General features: G+C 64.0%; 23 protein-coding genes. 17 read left to right on the forward strand and 6 right to left on the reverse strand.

The genetic code is table 11. The features are described 5' to 3' along the window. Positions 1 to 59 precede the first annotated feature (59 nt). The 5 genes from J7I79_RS04725 (at position 60) to J7I79_RS24140 (ending at position 5003) form a co-directional block, all read left to right on the forward strand. Positions 60 to 812 carry an electron transfer flavoprotein subunit beta/FixA family protein gene (locus J7I79_RS04725; RefSeq protein WP_396020166.1) on the forward strand — a complete coding sequence of 251 codons (753 nt, stop codon included), beginning with the start codon at positions 60 to 62 and terminating at the stop codon, positions 810 to 812. A 10-nt stretch (positions 813 to 822) separates the two neighbouring features. After that, positions 823 to 1791, forward strand: a complete 969-nt coding sequence (locus tag J7I79_RS04730) for an electron transfer flavoprotein subunit alpha/FixB family protein (RefSeq protein WP_214950923.1) — start codon at positions 823 to 825, stop codon at positions 1789 to 1791. 145 nt (positions 1792 to 1936) lie between these two features. Next, on the forward strand, positions 1937 to 2737 hold the full coding sequence (locus J7I79_RS04735; RefSeq protein WP_214950924.1) for a FadR/GntR family transcriptional regulator: 801 nt from the start codon (positions 1937 to 1939) through the stop codon (positions 2735 to 2737). A gap of 212 nt (positions 2738 to 2949) precedes the next feature. Further along, on the forward strand, positions 2950 to 4419 hold the full coding sequence (locus J7I79_RS04740; RefSeq protein WP_214950925.1) for an NAD-dependent succinate-semialdehyde dehydrogenase: 1470 nt from the start codon (positions 2950 to 2952) through the stop codon (positions 4417 to 4419). Positions 4420 to 4709: 290 nt separating this feature from the next. Then, entirely contained in the window at positions 4710 to 5003 is a 294-nt protein-coding gene (locus tag J7I79_RS24140; RefSeq protein ID WP_214950926.1) for an IS3 family transposase, read from the forward strand. A gap of 72 nt (positions 5004 to 5075) precedes the next feature. Here the strand turns inward: J7I79_RS24140 and J7I79_RS04750 are convergent, their stop codons facing one another. Further along, on the reverse strand, positions 5076 to 6713 hold the full coding sequence (locus J7I79_RS04750) for an FAD-dependent oxidoreductase (RefSeq protein ID WP_214950927.1): 1638 nt from the start codon (positions 6711 to 6713) through the stop codon (positions 5076 to 5078). A gap of 180 nt (positions 6714 to 6893) precedes the next feature. On the opposite strand from J7I79_RS04750, the gene J7I79_RS04755 reads away from it, so the two are divergent. The 3 genes from J7I79_RS04755 to J7I79_RS04765 are packed head-to-tail and all read left to right on the forward strand — an operon-like array spanning position 6894 to position 10065. Then, complete coding sequence (locus tag J7I79_RS04755) at positions 6894 to 7970, forward strand: cupin domain-containing protein (protein WP_214950928.1); 1077 nt, start codon at positions 6894 to 6896, stop codon at positions 7968 to 7970. After that, positions 7967 to 8845: a fumarylacetoacetate hydrolase family protein gene (locus J7I79_RS04760; RefSeq protein ID WP_214950929.1), complete on the forward strand. Its 879-nt coding sequence runs from the start codon at positions 7967 to 7969 to the stop codon at positions 8843 to 8845. The genes J7I79_RS04755 and J7I79_RS04760 overlap by 4 nt, the downstream gene beginning before the upstream one ends. A gap of 53 nt (positions 8846 to 8898) precedes the next feature. Continuing rightward, a complete protein-coding gene (locus tag J7I79_RS04765) occupies positions 8899 to 10065 on the forward strand; it encodes a 2-methylaconitate cis-trans isomerase PrpF family protein (RefSeq protein ID WP_214950930.1) in 1167 nt (388 codons plus the stop codon). A gap of 226 nt (positions 10066 to 10291) precedes the next feature. Here the strand turns inward: J7I79_RS04765 and J7I79_RS04770 are convergent, their stop codons facing one another. Together J7I79_RS04770 and J7I79_RS04775 are read right to left on the reverse strand one after the other, a co-directional pair. Then, positions 10292 to 11155 (reverse strand): enoyl-CoA hydratase-related protein, encoded by an 864-nt coding sequence (locus J7I79_RS04770; RefSeq protein WP_214843995.1) that lies wholly within the window; start codon positions 11153 to 11155, stop codon positions 10292 to 10294. A gap of 54 nt (positions 11156 to 11209) precedes the next feature. After that, positions 11210 to 11956: a dienelactone hydrolase family protein gene (locus J7I79_RS04775; protein ID WP_214950931.1), complete on the reverse strand. Its 747-nt coding sequence runs from the start codon at positions 11954 to 11956 to the stop codon at positions 11210 to 11212. A gap of 226 nt (positions 11957 to 12182) precedes the next feature. On the opposite strand from J7I79_RS04775, the gene J7I79_RS04780 reads away from it, so the two are divergent. From J7I79_RS04780 to prpB, 7 genes are read left to right on the forward strand one after another with little or no spacing between them, the layout of a single operon-like run. After that, positions 12183 to 13436: a CaiB/BaiF CoA-transferase family protein gene (locus tag J7I79_RS04780; RefSeq protein ID WP_214950932.1), complete on the forward strand. Its 1254-nt coding sequence runs from the start codon at positions 12183 to 12185 to the stop codon at positions 13434 to 13436. A gap of 47 nt (positions 13437 to 13483) precedes the next feature. Continuing rightward, positions 13484 to 15100, forward strand: coding sequence for a class I adenylate-forming enzyme family protein (locus J7I79_RS04785; RefSeq protein WP_214950934.1), 1617 nt, complete (start codon positions 13484 to 13486; stop codon positions 15098 to 15100). Between the two features lie 24 nt (positions 15101 to 15124). Then, positions 15125 to 16240 (forward strand): CaiB/BaiF CoA-transferase family protein, encoded by a 1116-nt coding sequence (locus J7I79_RS04790; RefSeq protein ID WP_214950936.1) that lies wholly within the window; start codon positions 15125 to 15127, stop codon positions 16238 to 16240. Positions 16241 to 16276: 36 nt separating this feature from the next. Next, complete coding sequence (locus J7I79_RS04795; protein ID WP_214950938.1) at positions 16277 to 17518, forward strand: acyl-CoA dehydrogenase family protein; 1242 nt, start codon at positions 16277 to 16279, stop codon at positions 17516 to 17518. Positions 17519 to 17526: 8 nt separating this feature from the next. Further along, positions 17527 to 18360: an alpha/beta fold hydrolase gene (locus tag J7I79_RS04800; RefSeq protein ID WP_214950940.1), complete on the forward strand. Its 834-nt coding sequence runs from the start codon at positions 17527 to 17529 to the stop codon at positions 18358 to 18360. Continuing rightward, positions 18357 to 19127 carry an SDR family NAD(P)-dependent oxidoreductase gene (locus J7I79_RS04805; RefSeq protein WP_214950942.1) on the forward strand — a complete coding sequence of 257 codons (771 nt, stop codon included), beginning with the start codon at positions 18357 to 18359 and terminating at the stop codon, positions 19125 to 19127. Before J7I79_RS04800 ends, J7I79_RS04805 begins: the two co-directional genes overlap by 4 nt. Positions 19128 to 19143: 16 nt before the next feature. Next, complete coding sequence (gene prpB, locus J7I79_RS04810; protein ID WP_214950944.1) at positions 19144 to 20061, forward strand: methylisocitrate lyase; 918 nt, start codon at positions 19144 to 19146, stop codon at positions 20059 to 20061. A gap of 191 nt (positions 20062 to 20252) precedes the next feature. On the opposite strand, the gene J7I79_RS04815 is transcribed toward prpB, so the two are convergent. Beyond that, positions 20253 to 21368 (reverse strand): acyl-CoA dehydrogenase family protein, encoded by a 1116-nt coding sequence (locus J7I79_RS04815; protein WP_214950946.1) that lies wholly within the window; start codon positions 21366 to 21368, stop codon positions 20253 to 20255. A gap of 156 nt (positions 21369 to 21524) precedes the next feature. Here J7I79_RS04815 and J7I79_RS04820 point away from each other — a divergent pair, with 156 nt between their 5' ends. Both J7I79_RS04820 and J7I79_RS04825 read left to right on the forward strand, forming a co-directional pair. Then, entirely contained in the window at positions 21525 to 22742 is a 1218-nt protein-coding gene (locus J7I79_RS04820; RefSeq protein ID WP_214950948.1) for a CynX/NimT family MFS transporter, read from the forward strand. Between the two features lie 65 nt (positions 22743 to 22807). Beyond that, positions 22808 to 23863, forward strand: coding sequence for an MBL fold metallo-hydrolase (locus J7I79_RS04825; protein WP_214950950.1), 1056 nt, complete (start codon positions 22808 to 22810; stop codon positions 23861 to 23863). A 15-nt stretch (positions 23864 to 23878) separates the two neighbouring features. On the opposite strand, the gene J7I79_RS04830 is transcribed toward J7I79_RS04825, so the two are convergent. Further along, positions 23879 to 24922 carry an alcohol dehydrogenase catalytic domain-containing protein gene (locus tag J7I79_RS04830; protein ID WP_214950952.1) on the reverse strand — a complete coding sequence of 348 codons (1044 nt, stop codon included), beginning with the start codon at positions 24920 to 24922 and terminating at the stop codon, positions 23879 to 23881. A gap of 94 nt (positions 24923 to 25016) precedes the next feature. Then, positions 25017 to 26102, reverse strand: coding sequence for an ABC transporter substrate-binding protein (locus tag J7I79_RS04835; protein ID WP_214950954.1), 1086 nt, complete (start codon positions 26100 to 26102; stop codon positions 25017 to 25019). Positions 26103 to 26110 lie beyond the last annotated feature (8 nt).

The following is a 26110-nucleotide window of genomic DNA, read 5'->3' on the forward strand; positions in this document are numbered from 1 at the left end:
GAACTGGAGACTACAGAGTCCCGATCCGGCGGAGGGTAAAAGATATGAGATCCGTCGTCATGATTAAGCAGGTGCCGGACACCTACGGACCCGTAGAGCTCGACTCCCTGACCGGCCTTCTTGACCGATCTTCCGGGGAGCAGGTTTCCGACGAAACAACTGAGCGCGCCCTTGAAGTTGCGCTGCAGCAAAAGGAAATTCATGGCGGCGAAGTTGTGGTTCTAACCATGGGTCCCGCCCAGGCAATCGACGCGCTCCGCAAGGCGCTTGCCATGGGGGCGGATAGTGGCGTGCACATTCTCGACGACGACCTGGCCGGGTCCGACGCCGCCCGCACGTCGGAGATTCTCGCTGCTGCCCTGCGCCGGATCGGCTTCGATTTGGCCTTGGCAGGCGACCGATCCACTGATGGGCAGGGTGGAGTGATTCCCGCCATGGTCGCGGAGCGCCTTGGTGTCGCCCAGGCGACTTACCTCGCCTCGCTGAGCATTGACGGCCTGTCCCTGACCGGGGAACGAGTCACTGAATCCGGCGTTCAAACGCTCCGTGCGGCATTGCCGTCGGTGGTTTCCGTGACGGAGAAGATTGCCGAACCCCGGTACCCCAACTTCCGCGGCATCATGAAGGCGAAGAAGAAACCCGTTGACGTATGGAGTGTTGCGGACCTGGGCGTGCAGGGCGTCGCCCCGGCGGGTTCCAGAATCGGAAGCGTCGCGGAACGCCCTGCCCGGCAGGCGGGCGTCCGCATCGTTGATGACGGCACCGCAGGCCGCCAATTGGCACAGTTCTTGTCCACGTCCGGGCTTGTCTAGAGGAGGCACCATGGCTGCAGTACTGGTTTATGTAGAGATGAATGAACACGGCCCGGCGAAGTCCGCCCGAGATCTGCTGGCATTCGGTGCCGGGCTGGGCGAGCCGGTGGCCGTGGTGGTTGCCGCCGACAGTCCTTCGCCCGAGTCCGTGGCGGAACTCGGGTCCTGGGGAGCCGGGCGGGTCATGCTAACCACGACGCCGGACGCGGGCCGGGTCCTGGTGACGCCGGCGGTGGACGCACTCGAGGCGGCCTGCGCGTCCGCGGCTGATGTAGCTGCTGTCCTGACTGCGGACACCGCTGACGGCCGCGAAGTGGCCGCCAGGCTGGCGGTCAGATGCGGCCTCCCGTATCTCGGTGACGTCGTCAATGCCGAGTTGCGTGGTGGGGACCTATTCGTGGAGAAGTCGGTTTTTGGCGGAAATTACGCGGTGCAGTCTGTCGTTTCGGGGGTGGCTGTATTGGCCGTCCGGGCAGGCGTCAACTGCGGCAGTCCGGCTCCGCGGGAGGCCTCCGTTGATCCGCTCGATGTGGGACCATCCGTTGCTGAGCGGACGGCGATACTGGATTCGCGGCCGCCGACCGGGACCGGCGGCCGGCCCGGCCTGTCCGAGGCCGAGGTTGTAGTCTCCGGCGGCCGAGGTTTGGGTTCCCGCGAGCAGTTCGCGCTCGTCGAAGCCCTGGCTGATGCATTTGGCGGTGCTGTGGGCGCCTCGCGCGCCGCTGTTGACGCCGACTACTGCGATCCCTTACTCCAAGTGGGGCAGACTGGAGCTACGGTCTCGCCCATGCTGTACATTGCGCTCGGCATCTCCGGGGCAACGCAGCATAAGGCGGGCATGCAGGCAGCCAAGACCATCGTGGCTATAAACCAAGATGCGGAAGCGCCAATTTTCGACATAGCGGACTTCGGTGTGGTGGGGGACGTTCTGGAAGTTGTGCCCCAGCTGCTGAATGAACTGGCAGCCGTAAGGCGCTGACGGTAGGGTCACCAAGCGGTGGCGGCGTGGTCAAAACTTTATGGTCAAACGGTTGGACCGTCCGCCGCAGAAGCGGGTAACATAGGCATGCTTGGCAATACAACCAGCCGAGCCCCGGAGCCGTAACAATCAGGAGGAATCACCGATGGCTGAAGTCGACTTGATCCCCGCCCCGGATGGTGCGGGGCCGTTCGCTGCCAAGGAGACGGTGGGGGAGCAGCCCATGTTCACAAAAGTACGGCCCCGGAGAGGGTTTGAGTACGTTTCTGAGCAGATCCGCGATGCATTGGCGGATGGGCGGCTCAAGCCCGGCGGCCGCCTTCCGGCGGAGCGTGAGATGGCGCTCATCTTCGGCGTGAGCCGGCAGGGCGTGCGGGAGGCCTTGCGCGGACTTGAGATGAGCGGGCTCGTGGAATCCAAGCCCGGCGTCAACGGCGGCGTGTTCATCCTGCCCGGAGACCCGGGTGTGGTGACCCGGGCAGTCAGCGACCTTGCCTCCCTTGGCGCACTTTCACCTGAAAGTCTGCTCGAGGCGCGCATCCTGCTGACCTCGGACGTTATTCGTCTGGCGTGTGAGCGGGCAACCGCGGAGGATTTCCAGCGGCTGGACGACGACATCACGAAGGTGGAGCAGTTCGAGGACTCCATTGATGAAGTCGGGGCCGTCCGCACGATTCGGGTGACTCACTTCTACACCCTGCTGGCTGAGGCAACACACAATGAAGTCCTGGTGATGCTGATGAACTCCCTGACGGACGTTGTGCAGATGCGGTTGAACCGGGTCGGCCCGCGACCGCTGACCGACGTCGGCGCGGTGCGGAGAAAGTTGCTTAAGCACCTTCGCAAGGGTGAGGCCGACGCTGCGGTTGCGGAGCTGACCGCTCACCTCAAGCGTCTGGAGGGCCGGCTTGAGGAGCGCGAGAACCAGATGTCCTCCGCAAGCTAGCACTCCGACGCATTGAAGGGGCTGGAACCGGTACACCACCGGAGCCGGCCCCTTCGGCATTTCCGCAGATATGGACGGATCCCCCCAAAATGATTGCTTCTTCACCGTCGGGCGACTAAATTAAACCTATAGGTCCGACCATTGGCATATTTGCTGATGAGGCTGAGGCAACCGCCTGAACGGACGAAGCACAAGACAAAGGATGTCAGCAGATGACTGTGGCCATGCACAACGATGTGAAAGCACTGGCAGCCGTACCCAAGGAACTCCTGATCGGCGGCGAGTGGCGACCAGCCGCTGACGGATCATCTTTCGATGTGGTGGATCCCGCCACCGGTGAACCGCTGTGCCAGGTGGCCGACGCCTCGGTGGCGGACGGGCTGGCTGCCATAGAGGCAGCAGTGGCTGCGCAGGCGTCTTTCGCTGCCACCACGCCCCGGCAGCGGGCGCAGATGCTGCGCCGCACCTGGGAGCTGCTGGGGGAACGCAAGGAGGATCTGGCCGTCCTGATGACGCTCGAGGCAGGGAAGCCAGTAGATGAGTCGCGAATGGAAATCGAGCTGGCCCGCGAATTTGTTCTGCATTTCGCCGAGGAAGCCGTAAGGATCTCCGGAAACTATCAGGAGAACCCCAACGGGGGCGGCCGAATGCTGGTGACGCGCCAGCCGGTCGGCCCGACCATTCTCATCACGCCGTGGAATTTCCCGATGTCCATGGGGTGCCGGAAGGTGGCGCCGGCCATTGCGGCGGGGTGCACCGTCGTCGTAAAGCCGGCAAAGGAAACCCCCCTGACAATGCTCGCCCTCGCGGAGATCTTCCGGGAGGCAGGCGTTCCCGCCGGGGCCGTTAACGTGGTGACCACAAGTTCGTCGTCGGCTGTCATTGAACCCATGATCGCCTCCGGCAAGGCACGCAAACTCTCTTTCACCGGCTCCACCGGCGTGGGGAAAAAGCTCATGGTTCAGGCTGCCGAGCAGGTCATGAAGACGTCCATGGAGCTGGGCGGCAATGCGCCGTTCATCGTATTCGAGGACGCGGACCTGGAGAACGCGCTCAACGGTCTGATGCTGACGAAAATGCGCAATGCCGGCGAGACGTGCACGGCCGCGAACCGCGTGTTTGTGCACAGTTCCCGCATCGACGACTTTTCAGCACGCCTTGCGGAGCGGATGGCTGGCTTCACCATGGGGCATGGCCTTGACGACGGCGTCACTCTGGGCCCGCTGATCAACGCCCGCCAGCAGCAGTCGGTGGACTCCCTGGTTCAGGACGCGGTGGAGAGGGGAGCAGAGGTAGTGGTGGGAGGCCACAAGGTTGACCGGCCAGGCTTCTTCTTCGAACCAACGGTCCTTAAGAACGTCCCGGCCGGTGCCCGCATCCTCAAGGAGGAGATCTTCGGTCCGGTGGCGCCTCTCGTTCCGTTCGACACTGAGGATGAAGTGGTGGCCCTGGCCAATGACACGGAGTACGGACTGGTTTCCTACATCTTCACCGAGAACCTGCGCCGTGCCATCCGAGTGGCCGAGGCCATGGAATCAGGCATGGTGGGCCTCAACCAAGGCAGCGTCTCGAACGCGGCGGCTCCCTTCGGCGGCACCAAGCATTCGGGCCTGGGACGCGAAGGCGGCCCGCAGGGCATTGACGAGTTCCTTGAGACAAAGTTCATTGCGATGCAGCTTTAGATCGGCAACTGCAGGATCACAAGCACATAGGAGGGGCGGAAACCACTGAACTGCTCCCCGGAAGTTGGACTGAGAATTCAGTTCTGACTTTCGGGGAGCAGTTCATTTATGCGGGCAGTTTGTTGTCGGAGGAACAACGCGAGGCTGCGGTAGCGTTGTTTTATGCCGGTTGGGCCGCTGCGGCCGTAGCGACGAGGCTCGGAGTGCGCACGAATGCGATCGGCAGGTTATACGATCGGTGGCGAGTGCGCGAGGCCTTGACGACGCTCGAGGGCGGGCAGAACCCGCCCGTGCATTCGGATCAGGGCTTCCAGTACCAGCACGCGTCGTGGCGGCTTCTCCTGAAGAGCGGCGGCGCGGTTCAACGGATGTCCCGCAAGGGCAACCGTGATGACCGCGCGGTGATGGAAAACTTCTTTGGCGACCTCAAGGAGGAGCTCTTCCGCCACGTCCGGTTCCTCAGCACCGACGCCCTGGCTGCGCAGCTGACGGAATGCATCCACTGGTACAACACTGAGAGGATCTCGACAAAGCTCGAGGGTCTGAGCCCGGTGCAATACCGTGCTCCGACCCTCGCGGCCTAGACCCTTACTTGGCCAGGCCAACTTCCGCGGAGCAGTTCACTGGTTCCGCCCCCTTTGTTCTTGTGATGTCGGTCAGCCCACCGGAGCGGCGGCGAGCATACCTGTAACGCGACGGATAAGCGTTGAAGGGTTACCAGCGGGCTCGTCGCCGCGCCAGACCACCTGACCATCGGGCCGCACCAGCACAAGCTTGGCCCCGTAGAGCTCGTGGGCTTCGGCGTTATCTACGTCCACCACGCGCAGGGGAACCCGGCACTCCTGGGCGGCTGCAACCAGGGCCTCCGCATCCAGCCGCGGGTCGAACCGCACCAGGACGAAGTCACTGCCGAACTCATCCAGGATGGAGCGGTCCGTGTCCAGCCACACGTGCGGTGCACGGGAGCCGGGGCGGGCGTTGGGGGCGTAGCTGGAGACGGTAAGCGGCGGAAGCGCCGTGCCGTCCGGGGAGACGACCGGAGACCCTTCGTAGACATATCCGAGGTGGATGCCGATACTGAACCATTCGCGTTTCATGGCCTCAGTGTAGGCATCGCCGTATTCACGCCTCGCAGCATCGGATTCCGGGCTGCCGTCATGGAACACCTCTGCCCGTGGCTGGGCCACGCGCGGGCCCAGCATGCGCTTGAGGTTATCGCCGGCCTCCGTAACGTTGCGGATGGCAACGGGCCGCTGTTCAAACTCGTAGCTGTCCAGAAGCGTTTCACCGCCCCAGCCTTCGAGGCTTGCCGCGAGCTTCCAGGAAAGGTTCACCGCGTCCAGGACGCCGGTGTTCATGCCGAATCCACCGGTGGGGGACGTGAGGTGGGCAGCATCGCCTGCCAGGAACACGCGACCCTGCCGGTATTTGTCGGCAACCAGCTGCCGGCGGACCCAGGGCAGCATCGAGAGGATCTCGAAATCGAAGTCTCGTCCGACAGCGCGAAGAATTGCCGCCCGCATCTCCTCCGCGGTGACCTCGTGCTGCGTCTCGTCGCCAATGAGCGAGAAGCGCCACTGGTCGCGGCCGTTGATGGCCACCAGGGTGGCCCAGGTGCCCTCGGGCCCGATGAAGATGTACCGATACGCGGGAGCGGTGGTGTGCAGCTCTTCCAGGCTGTCACAGCGGAAGATCGCATTCGAGGTATACGTGAGGGCTCCTTCGCCGCTCATGTCAACGTCCAGAATCTCCCGTACCTTGCTCTGGCCACCATCGGAACCTACGAGGAAGTCAGCCTCCACCTGGTACTCCGTGCCGTCCTCCTTGTTGCGGAGCGTGGCAGTGACGTAGTCGCCATGGTCAACGAACGAGGCAAGTTCGGTGAAGTAGCGGACCTCGGATTTTCCAGTGGATGCCGCGAACTTGGTCAATACAGGATCGAAGAAGTTCTGCGGGCAGCGCTCGCGGTGCTGCGGACTTTGGGGCGGGGTCTTTTCGTCCTGCGGCGGTGCGAACTTTTCCCTGCCGAACTCGTAGCCCGTCAGCGTGGTAACCCAGGCGCAGTCCTGGATGTAGCCCCGGTTGTAGCCGGCTGCCTCGACATCCGCCGTGATGCCCCACCGGCGGCAGAATTCCATGGTGCGGATGCCCACCATGTCCATCTTCGGTTGGGAGACTCGTCCGCTGCGCGCTTCAACAAGCAGGGACTGGACACCCCTCCAGCCGAGGTCGCCGGCCAGCGCCAGTCCCACGGGACCTCCACCGACGATGAGTACGGGAACTCTTTCCACCATGGTCTTCACCTTTCCTTTAGGATTCCATTCATCTTATGGTCAAACCATTAGACCTTGTCAATAGATCCCCGAAGCCTGCGGGGATTTTAGGCCTTGCTCTTGACCGCCGGAAACCATCAGACTAGTCTCATTCTAAATGGTTCGACCATTGAATCGATCACCCAAGGAGAGGAGCAGACAATGTCTGAGATCACTATGGAGAGCGACGTCGAGACCCGCCGGGAGTTGCGGGAACGGCTGGGCAGGGACGGGCTGAAGATCGCACAGCCGGACGAACCGCCGCTGTTCACGCGTTCTCCCGAGTCCCCGATGGTCCCCATGCACTGGCGCTGGGCTGACCTGCACGCCTACCTCGAGGAACTGGGACGGGTTCTCAACCTGGAGCCCGGCGGGGACCGCCGCACGCTGCGTCTGGCCAATCCCGGACTGGAGTACGGCACCACGCCGACGTTCTGGGCCTCGATCCAGTACATCAACCCGGGTGAGGTTGCGACCGCCCACCGCCACACGCCCGACGCCTTCCGGTTCATCATGCACGGCAACGGCTGCACCACCAATGTCGAAGGCGAGAAGTACGACATGAACGAGGGAGACCTCGTCCTGACCCCCAACTGGATGTGGCACGACCACGTCCACGAGGGCGCCGAGCCGATGATCTGGCTGGACGTGCTGGACGTGTCCGTCATGAAGAAGCTTCACAACATTTACTTCGATCCGTACGAAAAGGGGACGCAGCCGGTCAACGAGTACCCGGAAACCTCCTACCGCGAGTTTGGGTCGGGCCTGATGCGCCCGGTAGGTCCCGCGCCCCGCCAGGATCGCAACCCGCTGCTGGTCTACACAAAGGCACAAAGCGACGCCGCCATGGAACTGGCGAAAGGGCTCCGCCCCGACCCGCTCGACGACGTCATCCTTGAGTACCAGAACCCAGCCGGCGGTGGTTCCGCGTTGCCCTCGATGTCGATGAAGATGCAAATCATCCGGCCCGGTTTCCAGGGCAAGGCTCATCGCCACAGTGGCAGCAAGGTCTACCATGTCCTCGAGGGATCAGGCACCACGATCGTGAACGGCCGCCGCTTCGAATGGAACAAAGGCGATTTCATGTCCATCCCGCCATGGGCCACACACCGCCACCTTAATGAAGGCGCCTCCGAGGCCCGCCTGTTCCGGGTGGATGACAGCCCCATCCTCAGGTACCTGAACGCCTATCACGAGGAAGTTTTGGAAGACGCGAGCGAAGCCGAGATGCTGCGATGAGGCTCGCTGTTTTTGATGACTTCCGCATCGGCGTCGTCGAGGGGGAAACCGTGCGGGATGTCACCGACGTGGTCCCCGCCGAGTTCAACGATTGGCCGGAGCAACGCGTCAACTGGATCATTCGCCACTGGGCGACGGTCAGGGGGCAGCTTGCCTCGGCCGGTGGAACAGTCAGGCCGTTGGCCGAGGTCTCGCTTCGGGCAGTCAACCCTGCGCCGCCCCAGGTATTCGCTATCCCGGCCAACTACCGTGCCCATCTGGGCGAAATAGGAGCCCGGTCGATCACCAAGGGGGGCCGGACAGCCCGCGAAGTGGGCTTCTTCCTCAAAGCAGCCGGCTCGGTTTCCGGACCGGCCGACGGCATTGAGCTGCCCGCAGGTTCAACACGCCGCTTCGACCATGAGTGCGAACTCGCTGTTGTTATGGGTTCCGGCGGCCGCAACATCAGCCGCGAAGATGCCATGGAGCATGTCTTCGGCTATTCCTGCCTGGTTGACCTCACGATGCGGATCGAACCGGGGGAGCATGAGGAGGACCGGTCACTGCGGAAGTCCTTCGCCACGTTTACCCCGGTCGGCCCCTGGCTCGTGACCGCTGACGAAATCGGAGACGTTGACGCACTCCAGTCCCGTCTTTCGGTCAACGGCGAGGTACGGCAGAAGGCCGTCATCGCGGACATGATCGTGGGAATAGCCGAGGCTATTGAGCTAATCTCATCGGTGGTCGAGATTAAGCCCGGTGACGTGATTGCGTCCGGCACACCGAAGGGCGTGGGACCCGTGGTCCCCGGCGACGTGCTGGAGATCGAAATCGACGGCATCGGTGCCATGAAATTGGAGATCAAGGAAGCAACCCCCGCGCCGCGGCCCTTCTAGCCGGAGCTACCAATACCGCCAGGTCGGGCTCCGCAAACTCACTAAGGACAGTAATGGGTCAAAAAATCAGGGCAGCGTTTATTCGGGGCGGAACCAGCAAGGCGCTCGTTTTTCACTGTACTGACCTGCCGGATGACCGCACCTCCTGGGACGATATCTTCCTCCAGGCCATGGGCAGCCCCGATCCCTATGGGCGCCAGCTCAATGGCATGGGCGGTGGTATCTCCTCCCTCTCCAAGGTTTGCGTGGTGGGTCCACCGACGCATCCTGAGGCGGACGTCGACTATCTCTTCGCCCAGGTCCAAGTGGACCGTGCTTCCGTCGACTATGGGGGCAACTGCGGAAACATGTCCGCTGCCATAGGGCCCTTTGCCGTCGACGAAGGTTTGGTGGCAGTGCCGGATGGTGCTGCGCGCGTGCGGATTCACAACGTCAACACGGGCAAGATCATCGCTGCCACGTTCGAGGTCCAGGGGGGGCGCAGCGTCGAGAAGGGTGACTACGTCATCAAGGGGGTGGCCGGGACCGGCGCCCCCGTCCGCCTCGACTTCCTGGATCCCGGCGGAGCCGTCACGGGGACGTTGCTGCCCACCGGCGCCGTCATGGACAAAATTGAGGGCGGAATCGCGGACGGAGGGGAACCCAAACCGGCCCTCCGCGTATCCATGGTGGACGCTGCGAACCCCTGTGCCTTCTTCCTCGCGGAGGATTTCGGGCTCACAGGCGCTGAGCTCCCCGAGGCGCTGGAGGCCGATCTGGGCCTCCTTCTTCGCCTGGAAGACGCCCGCCGTCAGGCGTCCGTGGCCATGGGGATCACGGGCTCGGTGGAAGACGCGGGGGAGAACCGCCTGGTGCCATTTATTGCCCTGGTGGGGCGCCCGGCGCCGTACCTTACGCTTTCCGGTGAGCGGGTAGAGGCGGACGACGTCGATATCCTCGTGCGCTTTCTGTCCAGCGGACGGCCGCACCGCGCGGTCCCTGTTACAGGCGGCCTCTGCACGGCGATCGCTGCACGGATGGTAGGAACCACCGTCCATTCCATAGCCAGGCACGGGGAGGCAGATCAGCCTGTCCGTCTCGGCACGCCGTCGGGCGTCCTGGACGCCAACGCATCGGTAAATCCGACGGCGGACAGCGCCAATAGCGGCTATGTTGCCGAGTATGCCTCGACGTACCGCACCACGCGCAGGCTCTTCGACGGATACGCCTACCTCCCGTAGGCGTCCTCGCCGTGGCTTCGACGGCGCTTAGGCGCGGCCGGCGGCGTATTTGAACTGCACCTCCGAAAGCTGGACTTCCACTTGAGAGTCTGGCCTTCAGGGGTGCAGTTCTTTTGCCCGTTCGAACAGCAAGGAAGGCTCCGTCCGAACCGGACGAAGCCTTCCCGAAGGATGCCGTGCTAACGAACCAGCCGTGGCTATAAGCGCCGGTTCAGTGTGATCCGGCTCAGGCGAGTGCGGTCGCCGGCCGGGCGATGACCGGATCGGCGAACTTCGGCTGGCGGCGTTCGTTGTAGGCAGCTATCCCTTCCTGGAAATCGGGCTCACGCATGAACTTGCCGATGATTTCTTTCGAGGCGTCAACCGCCCGCCCGGGGTGCATGTCGAGCAATTCGCCGTACATCTGGCGCTTGGCGGAAGTGACGGAGGCGGGGGAGACCTGCGTGGCGATCATACGGGCCACTTTGTAGACCTCGTCCATGAACGTCTCCCGCGGGAACAGGCCGTTGAGGTAACCCATGCCCTTCAGCTCCTCGGAATACACAATGCGGCCGGTGAACAGGATGTCCGCGGCATGGGTGGTGCCGACGATGCGCGGGAGGATCCAGGACAGGCCGTATTCAGCCGGCAGGCCCAGCCGCGGCGTGGAGGTGGTGAATTTGATGCCCTCCGCTGCATAACGCAGGTCGCAGAAGCTCGCAATGGCGGCGGCGATTCCCGCGCAGGCGCCATTGATCGCCGCAATAACGGGAACGCGAAGGCCCCAGTGCCAGACGATGTCGGTTTCGAACTCGGGGTTCACGCCTGTGCCGGGCTGGGCGGCTGCGCTGGCGTCCACTGTGTCCGCATAGTTCTCGTCAGTCTTGGTGTAGAAGTTCAGTGCCTTTGTATCCGCGCCGACGCAGAACTGGTTGCCTGTTCCGGTGAGCACCACTACGCGGACTTTGGGATCGTTGTCCAAGGTGTCCATGATCCAGCGGTATTCAGTGTTCATCAGGTTGGTCCAGGAATTGCCGCGGCCGGGGCGGTGGAACCAGACTGTTGCGACGCCGTCGTCGTCAATTTCGTACTTGGTGACTTTCAGTTCCATTGGGATTTCCTCCGGATCGGGCCCGCCATCAGGGGCAGGTATGTTGGAGCGCCTTTAGGGCGCTGTGGTGGCTGAAGCTGTTGTTGCGGAGATGAAGGCCAGCGCCTGGGGCCAGGAGAGCTGGAACGCAGTGGCGTTCACTTCCTCGTTGTGACGCCTCTTGTCGCTGAAGCCATGCTTGGCCTGCGGGTAGAGATGGATGATGCTGGGCGCGTCGGCCCGGTTCTGCAGAGCCTCCTGCAGCCGCAGGAAGTTCTCGCGCGGAACGATTGAATCCTTGCCCGGGTAGGCCATGAAAGCCGGCGCCTTCATGGCAGCGGCAAGATCCACCACATCGTAGGTGTGCGTCGGCGCGGGTTCGCCGGGAACTGTGGGGTGGAATCCGAGGACGTTGACGAGGTCGTGATCCAGCCCGCCCAGGATGAAAGCAAAGCGGCCGCCAAGGCACCAGCCGATAACGCCGATCCGCTCAAGGCCCAAGTCCTCGCGCATGTGGGTGAGCAGCGTCTGCTGTTCGGCGATGGCAATTTCGTCCTTGAGCTCGTCAAGCAGGCCGTGGAGGACGTCGAAGTCAGCGTCGTCTGAACTCACGCCGTGCCACGGATCCCAGCTCAAGGCAACGGCGCCTGTCTGGGCGGCTATCGTGTCCGCAAACTCCCGGACCTGGGCGCCTATGCCCGTAATCATTGGCAGCAGGAGCATTCCTGTCTTTTGCGCGTTGCCGTCTTCAGGCCTGGGCGTGGCGACGTAGGCCCGCAAGCCTTCAATCGTGACGTACTCGGAGTCGGTGGCATATGGCACTGGTGGGGCTCCTTATCTTCTCGGCCGAAGGATTGTCGGTTGGGGCAGGCACGATCTGCGCCGTGCTGCGTGGTAGGTCTCACAGTAAGCCAATCTTTGAGAATTTGGAAGGTCAAACCATTTGAAAATTTGTGATTGCAGCTCCGGCGACCATTGACAACGGGGTCTACCCCATAGTCAAATGGTTAGACCGATAGCAATGAAGCAGGTATGTAGAGGGGTTGGCATGACAACGACAGCAGGTTCCAGCGAGACGTCCGCAGGCGAGATCCTCCCGCTCAGCGGGGTCAAAATCGTTGACCTATCCCAGATTGGTGCCGGCCCGTACGGCACGTCCATGTTGGGCGATCTTGGCGCTGACGTCATCAAGGTGGAGCCTCTACAGGGAGACAGCTTCCGTTACGTGGACAATGCCTACGCGCCGGGCGAGAGCGCGTACTTCTACGGTGTCAACCGCAGCAAGCGCTCCATAGCCTTGAATCTCAAGGACCCGGCAGGCTACGAGGTGTTGATGCGCCTGATCAGGGAAGCGGACGTTTTCGTCGTCGCCTTCCGGCCGGACGCCGTGGAGCGGATGGGGATAGATTACGCGACGCTCTGCAAGGTAAACCCCCGCATGGTCTACGCCTCGATCACCGCATTCGGTGAAGAGGGCCCACGTTCGCATCAGCCCGGCATGGACATCCTTGCCCAGGCCTTGAGCGGAATGATGGGCGTGACCGGCGAAGTGGGTGGCGGCCCTGTCAAGGTCGGTGTACCAATTGCTGACTTCGTGGGGTCGTTCTTCCTCGGCTTCGGCGTCTGCGCAGCATTGCGCCAGCGGGACCAGACCGGCCAGGGCGACAAGATCAGCATCAACCTCCTGGACGGCCAAGTGGCCGCTTTCGCCAACTACATCACCGCCTACGACAAGACACGCGTGGCCTTCCGCCCCCAGGGCGGCGGACACCCGCAGCTGGTGCCGTACCAGCCCTTCCTGGGGTCGGATGACAAGTACTTCATCCTGGCCTGCCTCAATGACCGGTTCTGGATTGAGCTTGTGCCGTTCCTCGCCGAGTTCGATGACTTCAGCGATCCCCGGTTCGCCACCAATACGGACCGCATCGCCCACCGCGAGGAGCTCTGCGGCAGGCTGCAGGATCTTTTCTCGACACAGCCTGCCGACTTCTGGCTTCAGAAACTGGAACAGGCCGGGATCCCCTGCAGTCCCATCCACCGCATGGAGGAAGCACTCGAAGACCCGCAGGTTGTACACAACCAGTCCGTGGTGGAACTGGAGCACCCGCGTTTCGGCGCCTACAAGGTGCCCAACAACCCGATCCGCTTCCAGAAGGCAGGCACCGGTCCTCGCGGCTACGCGCCCGGCCTCGGCGAGCACACCGAAGAAATTTTGTCCGAAGCGGGGCTGAATCCTGAGGAGATCCAAAGCCTGAGGGCCGCAGGGATCATCAACAGTACATTCACCCGCCAAACTGCCTAGCTGCGGAGATGCAGCAACTACAGCCAGAAAGCAAGAAGGAGCCCGAATTGACCACGAGCGCAGAGCTGACTACTGAGCAGCCCACCCCGGTCCGCTGGGGCCGGGACATTATCGAGGCAACCGTCAACGGCTACCCTGTCCGCGTGTACAAGGACCGGCCACGCTCCGTTGGTGAACTGCTGTTGGACGCCCGCCGCTGGGGTGAGCGGGAATTCCTCGTTCAGGGGGACCGCCGCCTCAGTTACAAGGACCACGAACAGGCAGTAGCGGCGGTTTCGAACCGCCTGGCTGCCTACGGGATTGCACCGGGAGATCGTGTCCTCCTCCTGGGATTTAACAGCATCGAATGGTTCGTGAGCTTCTGGGCAATCCAAAGCCTTGGGGGAGTGGCAGTTTTGGGCAACCCCTGGTGGGGTGCCCACGAACTCGAGGTGATCCTGGGCAGGGTGCAGCCGAAACTCGCGATATCCGATGTTGAAATGCGTCAGGTCTCACGCGTGTCTGTCGCCGAAATCCGGCAGATAGTGGATGCCGGCGAGCCTGCCGTTCTCCGACTCGCCGACGTGGACGAAGACGACCCTGCACTGATCATGTTCAGCTCCGGCACGTCCGGAATCCCCAAGGGAATCCTCGTTTCCCAGCGTTCGGTGTGCGGCAACCTGCAGAATCTGCTGAGCATGACCAGGCGCCTTCCCACCGAGCTGGACGATTCCCGCCCCGGGACGGCCAGCCTGCAGACCGTGCCGCTGTTCCATCTCGCCGGGGTCCAGGTGAGCTGCGGAACCATCCTGCAGGGCGGAAAGCTCGTCATGTTGAACGGAAAGTTCGATCCGGCCGAGGTCTTGCGGCTCATCGAAGCGGAGAAAGTGACATCCTGGGGTGCCATCCCCACCATGGTCTCCCGTGTCCTTGACCATCCGGACCTTGCATCACGCGATGTATCCACTCTTGGTTCCATTCCACTGGGGGGTGCAGCCGTCCCCGATGAGTTGCGCGCCCGCATCGCGGCCACCTTCCCGAAGGTGAGTAAACGCGTGGGCAGCCTCTACGGCCTCACCGAAACCGGGGGCCTGCTGGCCGCAGCCGCCGGCAAGGAGATCAATGGCCATCCTGGCCGCGTGGGCAAACCCCTCCCCGTCGTCGACATCAAAATCGTGGGTGCCGGTACCGACGGCATCGGCGAAATCCACGGGCGCACCCCCAACGTCCCCTTGGAAATTGTCGGAGAGGGTCCCGTTGCCGACGCTGAAGGATGGGTAGCCACCGGAGACCTGGGCCGGATCGATGATGAGGGCTACCTGTATGTCACCGGCCGGGCCAAGGAGATCATCATCCGCGGCGGTGAAAACATCGCTGCTGCCCACATCGAAAACACCCTGCAGCGTCACCCCGACCTGGCAGACGCCGGAGTGATCGCCCTGCCTGACGCGGATCTGGGCGAGATCGTCGGCGCCGTCATCGTGCTCGCTCCGGGAGCCGTTTTCAACCACGACAGCCTACTGGCGCTCTGCCACGAGTACCTCGGGAGATTTGAGATCCCCGAACGCTGGTGGGTCCGCAGCGACAAGCTCCCCATGACCGCGATCGGAAAACTGGACAAGAAGCTCCTCAAAGCGGAGTGGCTTGAGCGCGGGGCCGGGGACCTCGACGACACCGCGCCCTAGGGCGCGGCGAACGGGACGGAACTGATGACTGGAGTACTTGAAGGACTGAAGATCGTGGAAGTCGCCGGGCTGGGCCCGGCGCCCTTCTGCTGCATGCTGCTTGCGGACATGGGTGCGGAAGTGATTCGGATCGAAAGGCCTCAGCCGACTGAATACCTCGAGCAGGCCGCTGCCCGTGACACGTTCGGCCGGGGCCGGACCTCGGTAGTCGCCGACCTGAAGGACGAGGAGGGCAAACGGCTTGCCGCTGCCATTGCCCGTCAGGCAGACGTCCTGGTGGAGAGCTTCCGCCCCGGCGTCATGGAGCGGCTCGGCCTAGGGCCCGAGGATCTGATGACGGAGAACCCCGGCCTGGTTTATGCGCGAATGACCGGTTGGGGCCAGGAGGGCCCGCTGTCCGCGGCTGCCGGCCACGACATCAATTACATCGCCCAGGCAGGCGCGCTCGAACCAATTGGCAGGGCGGGACAGCCACCCGTAGTCCCACTTACCCTGGTGGGCGACTTCGGCGGCGGCAGCATGTTCTTGGCGGTGGGCATCCTGTCAGCACTCTTTGAACGCTCCCGCTCCGGCCAGGGACAGGTGGTGGACGCTTCCTGCGTGGACGGCGCGTCCATGCTCATGTCAGTGGTCCATCACATGAAGTCCCTGGGGCAATGGAAGGACGAACGCGCGTCCAACCTCTTCGACACGGGGGCACCCTATTATGACGTCTACGAAACGGCTGACGGGCGCTTCATTTCGTTCGGTGCGATCGAACGGAAATTCTACGAGGCGCTGGTCAGCACACTGGAGCTGGATCCCCAGGACATGAATCCGCAAAACGACCGGAATGCCTGGCCCCGGCGCCATGACCTGATCGCCGCGAAGGTCCGCACGCGGACCCGTGCGGAATGGGAAGACGTCTTCGACGGCGTGGAGGCCTGCTTCGCACCGGTCCTCTCACCGGCCGAAGCGCCGGACGCCGCATTGCACCGCGCCCGGGATGCCTTCATTACCGTCGATGGTTTTCCGGAACCGGCCCCCACCCCGCGATTTAGCCGCACGCCGTCGTCCGCGAAGCCGCGGCCCCGGCCGGGAGAACATACGGCCCAAATTCTTGATCGGCTCGGCCTGGCCGAGCCGCTTACCCGCAACTGATACCCAGGAGGGATGAACATGGTGGAGACTGCCTACATGAGCGAGACCACAAAGCCCCAGGCCGGCGAGAGCCCGGAGAGTCTCGAGGAGTTCGTGGCCCGGGCAACCGCATTCTTGGATGCCAACGCCGAGCCAAGTCCTGCCCGCACTGCATTCCAGTGGGGTGTCGGCGAGGACGCCGGCGTCAAGCTGTGGGAGGAACCGGACTCGGCAGAGGAACGAGTACGCCTCACTGAAGCACGCGTATGGCGTCACAAGCGCTTCGATGCCGGCTTCGGCTGGCTGGACGGACCCACGGAGTCCGGTGGCCGCAGCCTGCCGCGCGCCTACGTCCGCGCGTACCAGCGGCTGGAAGCGAAGTACCAGACGCCCAGCGAAACATACTTCAAGCTCGATCACGTCCTGGGCCCCGTACTGCTCAGCCGAGGAACAACGGAAGTCAAGGAAAGCATCCCCAGGGCCCTCCAGCGAGGCGAGTTGGTGGCCTGCGAACTGTTCAGCGAACCAGACGCGGGATCCGACCTGTTCTCCGTCCGAACCCGCGCCACACGGACCGAAGGCGGCTGGCTCTTGAGCGGGCAAAAGGTGTGGACCTCAGATGCCCACCTCGCCGACATTGGCGTCATCTTCTGCCGCACCTCTAACGAGCCCGGAAAACGGGCCTTCTCCGCCTTTGTCCTGGACATGCACCAGCAAGGTGTCAAGGTTGTACCGCTCCGCCAGATGACCGGGGGAGCGGCGTTCAACGAGGTCTACCTCGACGACGCCTATGTGCCGGATTCCTATCTGCTCGGCGAAGTCGGCCAGGGCTGGGACGTGACCGGCGAGATCCTGGCCCGGGAACGCGCCGGAATCGGCGCCGGCCTGAGCCGCTCCGGCTCCGGCCTGGCCAACGGCAGCCGCCTCATCGCCCTGGTCCGGGCGATGGACCAAGCCGAGGATCCGCTGGTGCGCCAGGCCCTGGTCAAAACCATAACGGGCTTCTGGGCCACCAAGCAGCTCACCCGGAACGGCACCGACCGCGCCGGAGCAACCGGCTACAAGTCCGATCCGACACCGCTGGTGAGCAAGCTCGCCCTGAGCTTCAACCTTCGCCGCGCCTCGCAGCTCGCAGGTCAGGTCCTGGGCCCCAGGCTCACAGCGGACGGCGGCGAATGGGGAACCTTCTCCTGGAACTCCCTGGTCCTCGGCGAACCGGGGGTGCATATCTTCGCAGGTACGGACGAGATCGTCCGGAACTCACTCGCGGAGAAGGTCCTCGGACTTCCGCGGGATTAGGCGAGCGCATGAACACGACCAGTGCCGACATGTCCGGCCTCGCTGTCCGCGAAATACGCGGACCAAAGAATACCCCTGATACCCCGCGGGTCGTCCTGGTCCACGGCGCCATGGATACGGGAGCCAGTTTTTCACGGCTGATCGGGCACCTGGGGGGACTCGACGTGGTCTCGTACGACCGCCGGGGGTACGGTGAATCGCGTCTCGCTGAGCAGCCGCCGGCACGCCTTGCCGACCATGTCGGCGACCTGCTGGCACTGCTGGACGGCCACCGCTCCATGGTGCTGGCGCACAGCCTGGGTGGGGTGATCGCCTTGGCAGCGGCCGAAAGGGCACCGCACCTGGTGCAGGGCATCCTCGTTTACGAGGCGCCGATGCCATGGGAATCATGGTGGCCGCCGCTCGTGCTTCCCGAAAACGCCTCCCATGACGCCGAGGTCCGTGCTGCCGCTGAGCAGTTCCTGAGGCGGCACCTCGGAGACGCACGATGGGAAGCGCTCGACGACGACAGGCGCGAGGGTTTTCTGCGGCACGGTCCGGCGTGGGCCGCAGAGCTTGTGGACGCGCGCGACGGCGGCCCCGCCTATCTGCCGGAGGCGATCGAAGTTCCCGTTTTGGCCGTCTATGGAACCGCCACGGACAGCAGGCACGAGCGGGCAACGCAGGAACTTGCCCGGCGTGCCCCGCAGGGAAGGCTGGCGACGATCGGCGGCGCGAATCACCTCGGCCACCGGACGGAACCTGGCCGCCTCGCTGAACTGCTGATCGGCCATATGGCCGCCACGGAAGGAACCTCATGCCCGACACCAGATCCCACGCTGACCAGAAACACGGACGTATGAGAGGGACCGGCGGCGGGCAGCTGCAGGGAAAACGCATCATTGTGACCGGAGGCGCCCAGGGAATGGGCGCCTCCAGTGTCCGGGCGTTTGCCCGGGAAGGCGCGACAGTCGTTGCCATGGACCTTCAGGCGCAGCAGGGGACAGCAGCCGCGGAGCGAATCGCCAAGGAGACCGGCGGCGACGTCGCCTTCCTGGCCGCCGATGTCTCCGACAGGGCACAGGTCTTTGACGCCGTGTCCGAGGCCGCGCAGCGCATGGGCGGCCTCGATGTCCTGGTGAATGTGGCCGGGGTGCAGCGCGCCAAGCCGGCGGAGGACCTGACCGAAGAAGACTTCGATTTCCTCCTGAACATCAACCTCCGCGGGACGTTCTATACGAATCAGGCGGCCTTTGTGGCCATGAAGCCGGCCGGCTCCGGTGCCATAATCAACTTCGGTTCCGACTCCGGCATGACCGCGATCCGTGGCCTGGGCGGATACTCGGCAACCAAAGGCGGCGTCCACGCCTGGACCCGGACCGTGGCCCTCGAATTCGCCGCCCACGGCGTCCGGGTGAACACCGTTGTCCCGGCCATGAAAACACCGATGACCGAGTCCGGTCAGGCGGACGGACGCGGCAACGTGTACGCGAAGACGCCGCTCGGCGGTGCCCTCGGCGACCCCGACCGGGACCTTGCCCCGGTAATGGTCTTCCTCGCCGGGGACGGCTCCCGGTTCATCACGGGACAAACAATTTCAGTCAATGGCGGGCTAGGAATGGTGCGCTAGCCCCGAAAGGAAACTCATGCTCTACTCGAAAGTTACCCCGGAACAGAAGCGAATCCGCCTCCGCGAACTCCTGACAGACGGGTCAATTCATCAGTTCCCCGGAACATTCAACCCGCTCTCGGCCCGCCTTATCGAGGAGAAGGGCTTCTCCGGCGTTTACATTTCCGGAGCGGTGCTGGCCAACGACCTTGGTTTGCCGGACATCGGCCTGACCACTCTGACCGAAGTAGCAACCCGCGCCGGGCAGATCGCACGCATGACAGACCTGCCGGCACTTGTTGATGCGGACACCGGTTTCGGCGAACCGATGAACGCTGCCCGTACAGTCCAGGAACTCGAAAATGCGGGGCTGGCAGGGTGCCACATCGAGGATCAAATCAATCCAAAGCGGTGCGGCCACCTGGACGGTAAAGGCGTGGTGGACGTGGACGTTGCCACCCGTCGGATCCGTGCGGCAGCTGATGCACGCCGAGACCCGAACTTCCTCATCATGGCACGGACTGATGTCCGCGCCGCAGATGGCATCCGTGCCGCACAGGACCGGGCACGGGCACTCGTTGACGCGGGGGCCGACGCGATCTTCCCGGAGGCCATGAAGGACCTGGCAGAGTTCGCCGCCATTCGGGAAGCCGTTGACGTTCCGATCCTGGCCAACATGACCGAGTTCGGAAAATCCAGGCTGTTCACGGTCCGCGAGCTGGAGAGCGTCGGCGTCAATATGGTCATTTACCCGGTGACCCTCCTGCGCATGGCCATGGGCGCGGCGGAACGCGCCCTGGAGACAATCCGGGAATCGGGCACCCAGGAGGCAAGTGTTCCCGCGATGCTGACACGAGCACGCCTCTATGAACTGGTCGACTATGAGGGCTACAACCAGTTCGACACCGGAGTCTTCAACTTCTCAGTCCCGACCGTGTTCAGCCAGCCTGTCTAACGGATGACAGGCTGGCCGGCGGCCTAACGTCGGTGGGGCACCGGGCAGTCACACGGACTGCCACCAATCGCAACGAAACGGTGCCTCACCGCGACACTGCATTACCCACATCGGCCTCACAAGTTAGCCGGCACCCAGATGACGAAGAAGGCGCCCCGTTCCCGGGGCGCCTTCCTTCGTATGTTTCTGACCTAGATACCGAGGTGCTGGGCCGCAAGCTCGCGATGGTGGTCGGGGGTGCCGAACAGCAGTTCATTGCTCTTGGCCCGGCGGAAGTAGAGGTGGGCCGGATGTTCCCACGTGAACCCGATGCCGCCGTGAACCTGGATGGCATCGTAGCCAGCCTTGACGAAGGTCTCAGCTGTCAGGGCATGAGCCATCGCAGCTTCGGCAGGAAGCGCAGGGTCCTCTTCCGACGCCGCCCGAGCCACGCGGTGAGCAGCCGCACGGGCGAGCTCCACATCCATCAGTACGTCCGCCAGCTTCTGCTTGATCGCCTGGTAGCCGCCGATCACTTTGCCGAACTGCTCGCGGGTGCGTGCGTACTCAGCCGCCAGTTCGAGGAGCTTCAGCGCTCCACCGGCGTTCTCCGAGGCAAGCGCCACTGAGGCGGCCCGGAGCATCTGCGCCACCGCCGCCCAGCCAGTGCCCTCGGTACCGACCAGTTCGGCGGGCGCCTTGTCCAACACCACGATCGCCTGGCGGCGGGTCAGGTCCAGCGTGTCGACGCCATCGGCGCGAACCCCTGTGCCGTGGGCGTCCACGCGGAACACGGAGACTCCCAGCGGCGTGCGTGCCAGAACCAGCAGGAGGTCGGCCGTTTGGCCGTCAATCACGTTGGTCTTGATCCCGCTCAATGCCCAACCGTCGCCGGAACGATCAGCGCTGCACTGAATGCCTTCTTCGTCCCAGCGCTGCGATGGTTCGAGGAAGGCTACGGCCGCGCGAGTTTCTCCGGCGGAGATGCCCTCGAGGATTTCCTCCTTGGCGGCCGCATCGTCAGTGGCCAGCATCAGGTTGCCCGCAAGCACTACCGTCGAAAGGAACGGCGTCGGTGCCAGTGACCGGCCCAGTTCTTCCATCACGATGGCTTGCTCTGCCAGTGAGAATCCAGCGCCGCCGAATTCCTCCGGGATGGCCAGGGACTGCAGCCCGAGTTGCTGGGCCATCTGTTGCCACACGGCGGGGTCGAAGCCCAGCTCCGAATCGACAAGACGCCGAACGGCTGGTTCGGGGAACTTCTCCTCGCAGAATCGCCGCACCGTCTGGCGCAGCTCGGTTTGTTCCTCAGTGAATACCGGTGCCATGCCGCTCCCTTGCGTCTGCTAAACCTAAATGTCTATTGGTATGACCGTACTATCCTACGGAGCCAGCCGTGGAGCCGTCAAGACCCTTGACGTTCTAAAATAGGCAGATATACATTGGTCAAACCAATTGGCACAATATAGGACCGGAGATTGTCAATGAAGACAAGCAGCCGGCTCCGGTCATTGCCCGGCGCCACGGCGGTTGTAAAGACCGTTGCCCTGACTTCCGTGACCGTGTCGCCGACCTTTCTCATGGGCTCGCTGGTGGTACAAATGCGGCATGACATAGCGCTGGCGCCTGCGGCCATAGGGCTCGGGGCCGCAATCATGTTCGGAACCGGTGGAGTCTTGGCGCCCTTGTGCGGCCGTCTTGTCCAGCGGATCGGTCCCAAGCGCGGAATGCTCTTTGCTGCCTCGACCTCAGCATTTGCCCTCGCCGGGATAGCGGCGGCGCCGAATTTCCTCTGGCTGGCACTGTGCCTCGTGGTGGCGGGAACCGGCAACGCTCTGGGGCAACCTGCCTCCAACATGGCCCTGTCCGAATCCGTCCCCTTTCGGCGCTTGGGCGTCGCCATGGGGGTGAAACAGGCCTCCATCCCCACGGCCTCCCTCCTCGGAGGCCTGGCTGTGCCGGCCGTGGCCCTGGTGTTTGGCTGGAGATGGGCATTCGTCCTGGCGGCGGTATTAGCCCTGCTCGTTGCGGCCTGGGGAGTTGGCGACAGAATCCAACAGCCGACCGGTCCCCGCACGCCCGCCGCCATTGATCCGCCTTCCTCACGGAGGGCAATGGCCCTACTCACTGCTGGTGGCGCCGTGGCGGCGGCTTCCGCCACCAGCCTGGGGATCTTCCTTGTGGATTCTGCAGTCAGCTCCGGAATCAGCCCGAGCCATGCCGGAGTTCTCTTCGCCGGAGCTGCCCTCATGGGGCTGGTATCCCGGATTGGAGCGGGCTTCTTCCTCGATCGCCGGCCGTACTACAGCCCCTATTCCCTGGCTTGCCAGTTTCTCCTGGTCGGATCGGTCGGATTCCTGGTGCTCGCCGTAGGTCAGCCCTGGGCAGTGATGGCCGGTGCGGTGTTTGCATACGGTGCGGGCTGGGCCTGGCCGGGGGTGTTGACCTACGGAGTGATGCGGGATCGCCTGAGCTCCGTGGGGACCTCGACCGGCACCTTGCAAGTAGGTCTTTCTCTTGGCGCCGCGGCGGGACCGCTGGCGTTTGGAATCCTGGCGCAGGTTTCGTCGTACCGAATTTCGTGGCTTGTTGCCGGACTGGGACTGGCCGCATCGGCCGCCATCATCAGTCGGGGTCACGCGGCGGAGAGCAGGATCAGAAAACGTCGGCCCGTGGCTGACCTGGACTCAATATCTGAATGAACGCGGGCACCGCCATCCCATCGGCCGCGTCCCGGCCTAGAGCAAGCACAACGAAAGGACAGCCAGTGAGTGGTTCCTCGATTACAGTGACCGGCCATGACCAGAAGGCGGCCTGGCGGGACAAAGTCCTGCCGGCCGTGGAGCAGATACGTGAAGGTGTCTGGTCCATCCCGGTCCCTTTCCCAAACCATCCGATGCGGTACACCCTCAGCTACCTGCTGCTTGGGGCGAACGATGCCGTGCTCGTCGACCCGGGCTGGGCCAGCGACGTGGGCTGGCGGCACCTCGCGGCCGGCCTGGCCCGGGCAGACGTGGGCTTTGCGGAACTGACCGGCGTCGTCGTCACTCACCGGCATGCCGACCATTTGGGCCTGGCAGCCCGGGTACGGGACGCCTCGGGCGCGTGGGTGGCACTGGGCGAACATGAAACACTCGGTGTGCCCACCGGCGGCGACGATGACGCGTGGATTGCTGCTGACCGCAGCCTGCTCAGGCTCTGGGGCGTGCCCGCGGACCGGCTCGACGAAGTTGTCGTGGACCGGAAGCGCCTGACTGCACGGGGGCTGGCAGAGCCGGATCTCAGGTTCGCCGGCGGCACTCTCGTGCCCGCCGCGGGACTGCGCCTGCGCGTTGTCGCCACACCCGGCCACACACCCGGCCACATCTGCCTCGTGGACGAGGCACGGGGCCTGATCTTCAGCGGCGACCACGTCCTGCCCCGCATTACCCCGAACATTCCCTTCGAGATCCCGGGGCCCGTCAATCCGCTGGAGGACTACTACGAGTCGCTCGACCTGATCGGGTTCGAGGACGAGATGGAAGTTTGCCCTGCCCACGAGTACAGGTTCAGCGGGATGCGCCGCCGGGTCGACGAGCTGCAGGCAGACAACCGTGCCCGTTCGGCGGAGGTGGTCAAAATCCTCGCTGGCGGCAGCGCACATTCGATCTGGGAGATCGCGCGGTTGCTCACCTGGTCCCGCGGCTGGCATTCGCTCCAAGGACCGGTGCTCCGGCTGGCCCTGGGGGAGACTGCCAGCCACGTAGTGTATCTGGCGTCACAAGGACATCACGTACAGGTCCCGGTCCGGGACGCGATGCCGGCCGGGGACGCTTCCTGGTAGAGCCGTCCGGGCGGCCTACTCCATCACCACCACGGCGCGTCCGGTGATGCGGCCCGCCTCGAGGTCGTCAAATGCGTCCAGCGCATTTTCGAACGGATACGTCTTCAGATCGATGCCGATCCTGCCTGCTTGGGCGAGAGCGACGACGTCGTACAGCTCACTGCGGGTGCCGCTGTACGGGCGGTTGATGGTCACCCCGCGGGGAATCGACGTCGTGGTGCGCCTCGTCTCGAACTGCAGGACGCCGTCGCTCTGACCGGGTACACGAATTGCCCCGTACGGGGCAACCACCGATGTCGCCAGCTGCAGTGTCGCGCTGCTGCCCACGAGGTCCAGAACGAAGTCCGGGCCAAACCCCCCTGCGGCGTCGAGCACTTGCCGGGCTGCGTCGGGAGCGGAAGCATCGATGGCAAAGTCCACGCTTGAGCGGACGGCGTCCAGGGCGGCCTGCCGCACGTCCAAAGCGATGAGCCGGGCGGGCGTGATGGCTCCCAGGATGGAGACGGCGAACTGGCCCAGGCCGCCGAGGCCGATCACCGCTGCCGAGGAACCCGGCCCGAGCAGCGCGAGGCAGTCCTTGATGGAATGGTAGGGAACGAGGGCGGCGTCCGGAAGCACCGCCGCGAGTTCAGGTGCGAGCCCGGGGGCCGGAATTACGGCACTTGCCGGGGCCGTCACGTAAGTGGCCAGCCCGCCGTCGTGCTTTGTACCGGGACCCTGAGGAGGCTGCATCCGACCGCCGGTGCCCAGGCACGCGTTCTCGCGCCCGGAACCGCACTGGCGGCAGACTCCGCACGACCAGACGGTGTGGACCACGGCGAAGGTCCCCGGCTCCAGGCCGGACACGCCAGGGCCGACGTCGCTGACGACGCCCGCGATTTCATGTCCAAGGGTCAGCCCGGGCGGGATGGCCAGGCCGGGATGGGCGCGGAAAGCCACGTCCGTATGACAGATGCCGCCGGCGGAGACTTTGAGAAGGACCTGGCCGGGACCGGCTGTGGGCTTCTCTGCTTCAGCCCAGGCCACATAGCCGGTGCCGAGATATTTCAGTGCTCGCATTGTGAACTCACGCTTTCGTGAACTGCGCCGCGGCCGGAGGCGGTTGTCGCCTTCGACCGCGGCGCGGATCGAACAGGTGCAGTTGCTGCTCTTGCTACTTTGCGGCCATCTCCGCGGCTGCCTTCTCGCTGAAGGACGTGTCCATGATGTCCTCGACCTTCAGATCGGCCTTTTCGATCAGCCCTTGGGCCCGGTAGGTCTCGAGGTCTTCCGCCACGCCCGTCAGGTTCATTTCACCCGTGGGGCTGATCTCCGGAGAATAGGCTTTGGCCACGAGCTTAGGATCCAGTTCCGTGTATTTGGCAATGATGTCGATGACTTCTGGCGCGTTGGTGCCCGCGAGCTGTCCGTCGACCAATGCGGCGTTGTAGTCCTTGACGCTGCGGAGCCAGCCCTTCATGAAGCTGAGGGCCGCCTCGGGGTTCTTTTCCGTGAAGGCCGTGCCGTACATCATGGCGCCGAGTTGGAGGCCCGGGTAGAAGTCGGCTCCGACGGCGAACCGCACGGCTGACCCGTTCTCGATGGCCTTGGTGGCGAAGGGTTCAGCCGTGGTTGCGGCATCGATGGAACCGTTCTCCAGTGCCACGGCCTGGTCCGGGCCGCTGAGGAAGTTGGCCTGGATATCGGCGCGAGCCAGGCCGCCTTCCTTGAGGGCGCGGTCGAACCACAGTGTTGTGGAGGTCCCGTCCGCGTACAGGCCCAGGCGCTTGCCCTTGAGGTCCTTGACCGACGTGAACTCCTTACTGTCCACCAGCGACTTGCGGATCAGGAGGGACGAGTACTTGCTGCCGGGGACGAGCTTGCCGGTATCGGCCACCAGCCGCACACCCAGGCCGCGGCCGACGGCGTTGAAGATCCCGGCCCCCGGCGCAGCCGTGCCGGCGTCGAGGGCGCCGGAAGCCAGGGGCGCGACCATGTCCCCGCCTGACTTGAAGGCAACCAATTTAACGTTCAGGCCTTCTTCCTTGAAGTAGCCCTTTTCGATGCCGATATAGAGCGGAGCGTTGGAGATTCCCGCAGCGTGGCCCACTGAGACCTCGGCAGTTCCATTGGAGGTGCTGGCGCTGCTGTTGCCGCCGCAGGCGGCGACGCCGAGCAGTGCGGTGATGCCCATGACGGCGCCTGCTGTCCGGACAAGGAACCGGTTGCGGGCCGGCAGAATACGGGTGTTTTTGAACATGGGATGTC

Origin of the sequence: Arthrobacter sp. ISL-69, assembly GCF_018613775.1 — a bacterium.
Lineage (GTDB): Bacteria > Actinomycetota > Actinomycetes > Actinomycetales > Micrococcaceae > Arthrobacter.

Bases quoted from the DNA above. Each gene is read 5' to 3' on its own strand.
- J7I79_RS04790 (WP_214950936.1), top strand. From the start codon at position 15,125: ATGACTGGAGTACTTGAAGGACTGAAGATCGTGGAAGTCGCCGGGCTG.
- J7I79_RS04835 (WP_214950954.1), bottom strand. From the start codon at position 26,102: ATGTTCAAAAACACCCGTATTCTGCCGGCCCGCAACCGGTTCCTTGTC.
- J7I79_RS04805 (WP_214950942.1), top strand. From the start codon at position 18,357: ATGAGAGGGACCGGCGGCGGGCAGCTGCAGGGAAAACGCATCATTGTG.
- J7I79_RS04815 (WP_214950946.1), bottom strand. From the start codon at position 21,368: ATGGCACCGGTATTCACTGAGGAACAAACCGAGCTGCGCCAGACGGTG.
- J7I79_RS04770 (WP_214843995.1), bottom strand. From the start codon at position 11,155: ATGGAACTGAAAGTCACCAAGTACGAAATTGACGACGACGGCGTCGCA.
- J7I79_RS04795 (WP_214950938.1), top strand. From the start codon at position 16,277: ATGAGCGAGACCACAAAGCCCCAGGCCGGCGAGAGCCCGGAGAGTCTC.
- J7I79_RS04820 (WP_214950948.1), top strand. From the start codon at position 21,525: ATGAAGACAAGCAGCCGGCTCCGGTCATTGCCCGGCGCCACGGCGGTT.
- J7I79_RS04760 (WP_214950929.1), top strand. From the start codon at position 7,967: ATGAGGCTCGCTGTTTTTGATGACTTCCGCATCGGCGTCGTCGAGGGG.
- J7I79_RS04800 (WP_214950940.1), top strand. From the start codon at position 17,527: ATGAACACGACCAGTGCCGACATGTCCGGCCTCGCTGTCCGCGAAATA.
- J7I79_RS04830 (WP_214950952.1), bottom strand. From the start codon at position 24,922: ATGCGAGCACTGAAATATCTCGGCACCGGCTATGTGGCCTGGGCTGAA.
- J7I79_RS04765 (WP_214950930.1), top strand. From the start codon at position 8,899: ATGGGTCAAAAAATCAGGGCAGCGTTTATTCGGGGCGGAACCAGCAAG.
- J7I79_RS04725 (WP_396020166.1), top strand. From the start codon at position 60: ATGATTAAGCAGGTGCCGGACACCTACGGACCCGTAGAGCTCGACTCC.
- prpB (WP_214950944.1), top strand. From the start codon at position 19,144: ATGCTCTACTCGAAAGTTACCCCGGAACAGAAGCGAATCCGCCTCCGC.
- J7I79_RS04750 (WP_214950927.1), bottom strand. From the start codon at position 6,713: ATGGTGGAAAGAGTTCCCGTACTCATCGTCGGTGGAGGTCCCGTGGGA.
- J7I79_RS04740 (WP_214950925.1), top strand. From the start codon at position 2,950: ATGACTGTGGCCATGCACAACGATGTGAAAGCACTGGCAGCCGTACCC.
- J7I79_RS04755 (WP_214950928.1), top strand. From the start codon at position 6,894: ATGTCTGAGATCACTATGGAGAGCGACGTCGAGACCCGCCGGGAGTTG.
- J7I79_RS04735 (WP_214950924.1), top strand. From the start codon at position 1,937: ATGGCTGAAGTCGACTTGATCCCCGCCCCGGATGGTGCGGGGCCGTTC.
- J7I79_RS04730 (WP_214950923.1), top strand. From the start codon at position 823: ATGGCTGCAGTACTGGTTTATGTAGAGATGAATGAACACGGCCCGGCG.
- J7I79_RS04780 (WP_214950932.1), top strand. From the start codon at position 12,183: ATGACAACGACAGCAGGTTCCAGCGAGACGTCCGCAGGCGAGATCCTC.